Raw genomic sequence first — 5437 nt, forward strand, 5'->3', positions numbered from 1 at the left:
GGTAATTAACTTTGAAAGTTTATATACCTTCTATCTATACGAAATTAATTAAAGTCTTCACATTCGGGTTTTACATCTTATGTTTAAAAAAGCATCATGGACATTATGCGTATTAGCAGCTTGTATTAGTTTTACTGGATGCTCCAAAGAAGGAACTCAGGGCGAAAATACTGTTGAAAATCAACAAGAGCAATTACCCCAAACGATTCGAATCGGTTTTCAAAAGTCATCTACTTTATTTACCTTACTCAAACAATCTGGAGAGTTGGAACAGTTATTTCAGCAAAAGGGTGTAACAGTTTCATGGCATGAGTTTTCAAGTGGCCTGCCACTACTTGAGGCTTTAAATACCGGAAATATTGATGTTTCGGCGGATGTTGCAGATACCGTTCCTGTATTTATTCAGGCGACAGATGCAAAAATTACCTATTATGCAAAAGAAACGCCATCACCCAAAGCTCAGGCGATATTGATTCCAAAACATTCCAGTATACAAAAAATATCTGAATTAAAAGGCAAAAAAATTGCGGTTACTAAAGCCGCAGGTAGTCATTATCTACTGATCGCTGCACTAAATCAGGCGGGTCTGACTTTAAAAGATGTTTATCCTGCATGGCTAAGTCCCGCAGATGGACGTGCTGCATTTGAACAAGGCAGCGTTGATGCTTGGGTAACATGGGAACCCTATGTATCTAGTGGGCAAATTCAACAAGATGCAAAAATATTGATTACTGGTGAAAATCTAGCAAACTATAATCGTTATTATCTTTCTTCAAATCAGTTTTCAAAGCAGTATCCTCAAGTTATGAGTATTATTTTTCATGCTGTGGAAGAAAAAGGGAAATGGGTGAAATCTAATCCAGATGCTGCTGCAAAAGTTTTAGCACCTTTATGGGGGAAATTACCTTTAGACGTTGTTAAACAGGCAAATGATAGACGTAGTTATAATGTGCAATATGTAAATTATAATGATATGGATGAGCAACAGAAAATAGCAGATGCATTTTACAAGGAAGGCTTGATTCCAAAGAAAATTAATGCTCGGAATGTTGTTATATTTAAAGGTAAATAATCATGTTTAAATATAAAACTGAGATATTATAATATCTCAGTTTTTCAAATATTGAGTTAATGTATATTACACAACTTTAAAACCATGAGTATTGTCTGATTTTAACTGGTTAACTAAACCATATTCCCATTCCAGATAATCATTCATGGCTTTTTCAGAGTTATCTGTTCCTTCATATGGACGTTTGTAACGATCAATCTGCTCAGATAAAAACTCAGCATTTTCTGTTTCAACAGTATAACCTTTAGCTTTCCATGCATTATTTCCACCATCAAGTACATAGACAGGTTGCTTGGTAAATTGTTGAATTTGCGGAACAGCATATTGTGCCAATAGACTTGAGCCACAAGTAACCACTATTTTCTGTTCAGTTGATAGAATGTTATTTTCAAACAAGCTGGAAATATCTTTACGCAATAACCATTTGGATGAGGGAATATGTCCTTTTTTATAATTTGCACTGCTTGTAAAATCCAGTACTAATATATTTTCAGTCGCTAACCAATTGTATAGTGTGTCAGCTGAGACTTTAAACTCAATGGTATTTTTTGGGACAGCAGGTGTCCATGGGCCTGATTCTGTAAATAGTCTGCTAAAATCATCTTCCAGAACATATGTTTCCCAATTCATTTGAGCAAGCCATGAACCAGTCATCAATGCTCTTACCAATTGATCATCAATTAAGATGATTCTTGCACCCCGTACACTGGCGTAGTGGTCTGTTTCCTGAACCAGTTGACCACCAGCTATCCAACGACTTTGTGGGAGATGAGCCTGAATATATTCTTGCTCTGAACGTACATCAAAAATGTATGTGGTGTGCTGTGGATCATTTTGGAGATGTTGTAACTGCTGCTCATTAATGAGTTGTACACCAGCTTTACCCGCCAACTCTCTAGCATGCTTTAAAATGTTACTTTTATCTGATTTTTCCTTATAGTCTGAATATTGTAAACTTCTTTGAGTTTCCAGGTTTTGTCCAGCCAATGTCCAGCCGATTGTTCCATTTCTAAGTGCATAGATCTTATGTGGAGTTTTTACATTAATCAGTGATTGGGTACCAATCAAACTGCGGGTACGTCCAGCACAATTGACAATAATTTTTGTATCGGCATCTCGAACAATATCCTGCACGCGTAAAGCCAGCTCTGCACCTGGGACACTGATACCATGCGGGATACTCATGGTTTTATATTCATCGAAACGTCGTGCATCGACTATGATTATATTTTCATTCTGATCAATCAGTTGTTTGACTTCCTGAGCAGAGAGGGAGGGAGTGTTTTTATGATGTTCGACCCATTCCCCAAAAGCTTTACTTGCAGAATTGACATCGATAAAAAGCTCACCGCCAGCATCTTTCCAGCCTTGTAATCCACCCTTAAGCAGGCTTACATTTGTATAGCCTAATTCTATTAATTTTTCATAGGCTTTTTCCGCTAATCCTTCAGCATTATCATATAGAACTATATCTGTATCTAAACGAGGTATGCGGTTCAGAATTTCAATTTCAAGTTTGGAAAATGCAATATTCGCTGCAAATAAAGGATGACCATTTGCAAATAGATCTTCTTCACGGACATCAATAATTGCGATTTCTTGTCCAGAGATCAGTTTATTTTTAATGCTTTGATAGTCTTGATTTGCGATACTCATTTTTTGAACTCCTTGTTTGAATATCCTGAAATAAACTGCTTTTTATTTCCTTGTTGATCAAAAGTAAAACGTTTTACTTTACCAATATCAGCTCCATAAATATGAATGCTAATCGAAACCTGATCATTAAATGCATTACTAACTTTATGTACATCTCCATCGGTAGGGGTGAAATAATCAATATCCCCCTGATTTAACTTATCGGCATGTTCAGTTTGCTGAAATAATCCATTTTCAAACTGATAACGTTGCGAAATTTCTGAACCTTGCAGGACACCTACAACACCCCAAACTTCATGATTATGGATGGGTGTAGATTGAGCAGGTCCCCAGACGAAGCTCACGATTGAAAACTGGTTATCTGGGTCTTTGTATAGCAAATATTGTTGATAATACTGAGGATCTGGCTGACGAAACTCATGGTCTAACCAATCTGGATTACTCAGAAGTTTTCTAAATTCAGGTAAAAAGTAATGAATCAGCTTTTCATCTTTCAAATTGAGTTGGAGACCATTTTCAATTTGCTGAATGAGTGAATTTAAAGCTAGTGGTGTGTTACTCATTTGTTGTCTTTACTCACTTTAAATGATGTGTCAAATGATGACGTCACATCAAAATGTTTAGGGATGAGTTTATTTTTGGTATAAAAGTCTGCTGTTTCCTGAGAGGTTTTAATAACTTGAGGGTCAATTGATTCCCACGATGCATTTCTACGTTTAAATGCTAATGTTCCAACATCTTCAGGTAGTCCAGTAATTTTTGCATATTGTTGACCAAACTCTTGACTATGTGCCGTTGCCCATAATTGTGACTCTTTTAAACGATATACAAAATTCTGAATTGACTGCCGTTTTTTGACATCCTGTAAAGATTTATCTGTAGCTGCCAAAAATGTATAGCCAGAATAGAGCCCACGACCATTGGCAATAATCCGGAAATGGTCTTTAAGTTCTGCATAAGCCGTATATGGATCCCAAACTGCCCATACATCGACTGAACCATTTGCTACAGCAAGTTTGCCATCGGCTGGAGGTAAAAACTTGAAATTGACATCATTTGGTTGCAGACCTGCTTTTTCCAATGCCCTTAAGGTAATCAAATGCCCGATTGAACCTTTATTGGCAGTAACAGACTTACCTTTTAGATCTTTAATGTTTTTAATTGGACTATTTTCTGGAACGAGCAAGGCTACAGGATAAGGGTCTGCCTTATATACGGCGATAGCCTTGGCAGTTCCACCATTAGAGTTGGCAAAAATAAAAGGTGCGTCTCCCAGATACCCCAAATCAATACCTTCAACCTTCAGTGCTTCAGCGACAGGAGCGGCAGCAGGGAATTCATACCAGTTTATTTTATATTGGATATCCTTTAGGGCACCTGATGCCTCCAGCTGGGCACGCATATTGCCTTTCTGGTCTCCGATATTCAGAACGATTTGCTTTGAAGAGTCCTTTGGGGACTGGGAGTTATTAGCATCGTGACCAGATTTATTATTTCCACAAGCAGTGAACCCCACCATTGCACTGACTATAAGACTAAATACCGCAATTTTATTTAATTTCACGTAGGGTTCCTTTATGATGTTTTTTGAATTTGTTGATCAATGTGATTGGTCTTTTCACGAATAGTTGGCAGCAACTCTTTTCCATACTCAATAGCATCCTGTAATGGGTCAAAACCACGGATAAGGACACTATGAATACCTAAACGATAGTACGCTGCAATAGATTCAGCGACCTGCTCAGGTGTGCCAACCAGTGCGGTTGAGTTATAACTGCCTTGAACAAGAGAGGTGATTCCTGTCCATAAATTTTGATCCAGTACATCCCCCTGTTTTGCTGCTTCTAGCAAACGGTCACCACCAACGCTTTGTGGTTTTTTTCGCGTCTCTTGTAAACCGGCTTGTTGTAACTGTTGTTTGCTAAGTTGATAAATATGCTGTGCTTTTTCCCATGCCAGTTTTTCAGTTTCAGCAATAATCGGGCGAAAAGAGATATTGTATTCAAGTGTACGATGTTCAGCATGGACAAGCGGGTTAAGTTTATTCAGGTGTTCCTTGGCACCTGCAAGTGGCTCGCCCCAAAGTGCAAAAACATCCGCATGTTTTGCTGCCACACGTAATGCCTCATCAGATGAGCCACCAAAGTAGATTGGTAAATGCTGCTGTTTGGGTTTAAGTTCTGAAAATGCATTTTCAACCTGATAATACTGTCCTTGATAGTTAAATGGTGTCTGGCTGTACCATTCCTGTTTCACAATATCTAGAAATTCATTTGTGCGTTCATAACGTTGCTGTTTATTTAAAAAGTCTCCGTCTTTTTTTTGATCAACATCACTGCCACCAGAAATAATGTGCACAGCTAGACGACCGTCTGTTAAATGATCCAGACTTGCAAGTTTACGAGCTGCAAGGGTAGGAGCAACAAAACCAGGGCGGTGCGCTAACAAAAAGTTGATTTTTGATGTATGTGCAGCTGCGTGTGCTGTCACTAAAAAACCATCTGCCTGATCAGACCAATAACCTACCAAAATCCGGTCAAAACCTGAGTTTTCATGAGCCTGTGCAATATTTTTAATAAATTCCTTATCAAAAGTTGAGGATGCTGAGATGATTTCTGATGCTTCTCGATGCCAAATCATCCCTAATATTTGAATAGCCATTGTTAACCCCTGTGTTATTGTTAAAAACAGCATAAAAGTATCGATAAG

The 5437-nt window shown here is 38.0% G+C and carries 5 protein-coding genes; 1 reads left to right on the forward strand and 4 read right to left on the reverse strand.

Going from position 1 to position 5437, the window contains the following annotated elements; genetic code table 11:
* Positions 1-79: 79 nt before the first annotated feature.
* Positions 80-1072, forward strand: a complete 993-nt coding sequence (locus KPC_RS17520; protein ID WP_121975623.1) for an aliphatic sulfonate ABC transporter substrate-binding protein — start codon at positions 80-82, stop codon at positions 1070-1072.
* Between the two features lie 66 nt (positions 1073-1138).
* On the opposite strand, the gene KPC_RS17525 is transcribed toward KPC_RS17520, so the two are convergent.
* Genes KPC_RS17525 through KPC_RS17540 form a run of 4 tightly spaced genes read right to left on the reverse strand, consistent with a single transcriptional unit; the run spans position 1139 to position 5389 of the window.
* Complete coding sequence (locus KPC_RS17525) at positions 1139-2728, reverse strand: rhodanese-like domain-containing protein (protein ID WP_121975624.1); 1590 nt, start codon at positions 2726-2728, stop codon at positions 1139-1141.
* A complete protein-coding gene (locus KPC_RS17530) occupies positions 2725-3291 on the reverse strand; it encodes a cysteine dioxygenase family protein (protein WP_121975625.1) in 567 nt (188 codons plus the stop codon). Before KPC_RS17530 ends, KPC_RS17525 begins: the two co-directional genes overlap by 4 nt.
* Positions 3288-4292: an ABC transporter substrate-binding protein gene (locus tag KPC_RS17535; protein ID WP_228212314.1), complete on the reverse strand. Its 1005-nt coding sequence runs from the start codon at positions 4290-4292 to the stop codon at positions 3288-3290. Before KPC_RS17535 ends, KPC_RS17530 begins: the two co-directional genes overlap by 4 nt.
* Positions 4293-4303: 11 nt before the next feature.
* Positions 4304-5389 (reverse strand): LLM class flavin-dependent oxidoreductase, encoded by a 1086-nt coding sequence (locus tag KPC_RS17540; protein WP_121975626.1) that lies wholly within the window; start codon positions 5387-5389, stop codon positions 4304-4306.
* Between the last annotated feature and the right edge of the window lie 48 nt (positions 5390-5437).

Origin of the sequence: Acinetobacter stercoris (assembly GCF_900323515.1) — a bacterium.
Classification (GTDB): domain Bacteria; phylum Pseudomonadota; class Gammaproteobacteria; order Pseudomonadales; family Moraxellaceae; genus Acinetobacter; species Acinetobacter stercoris.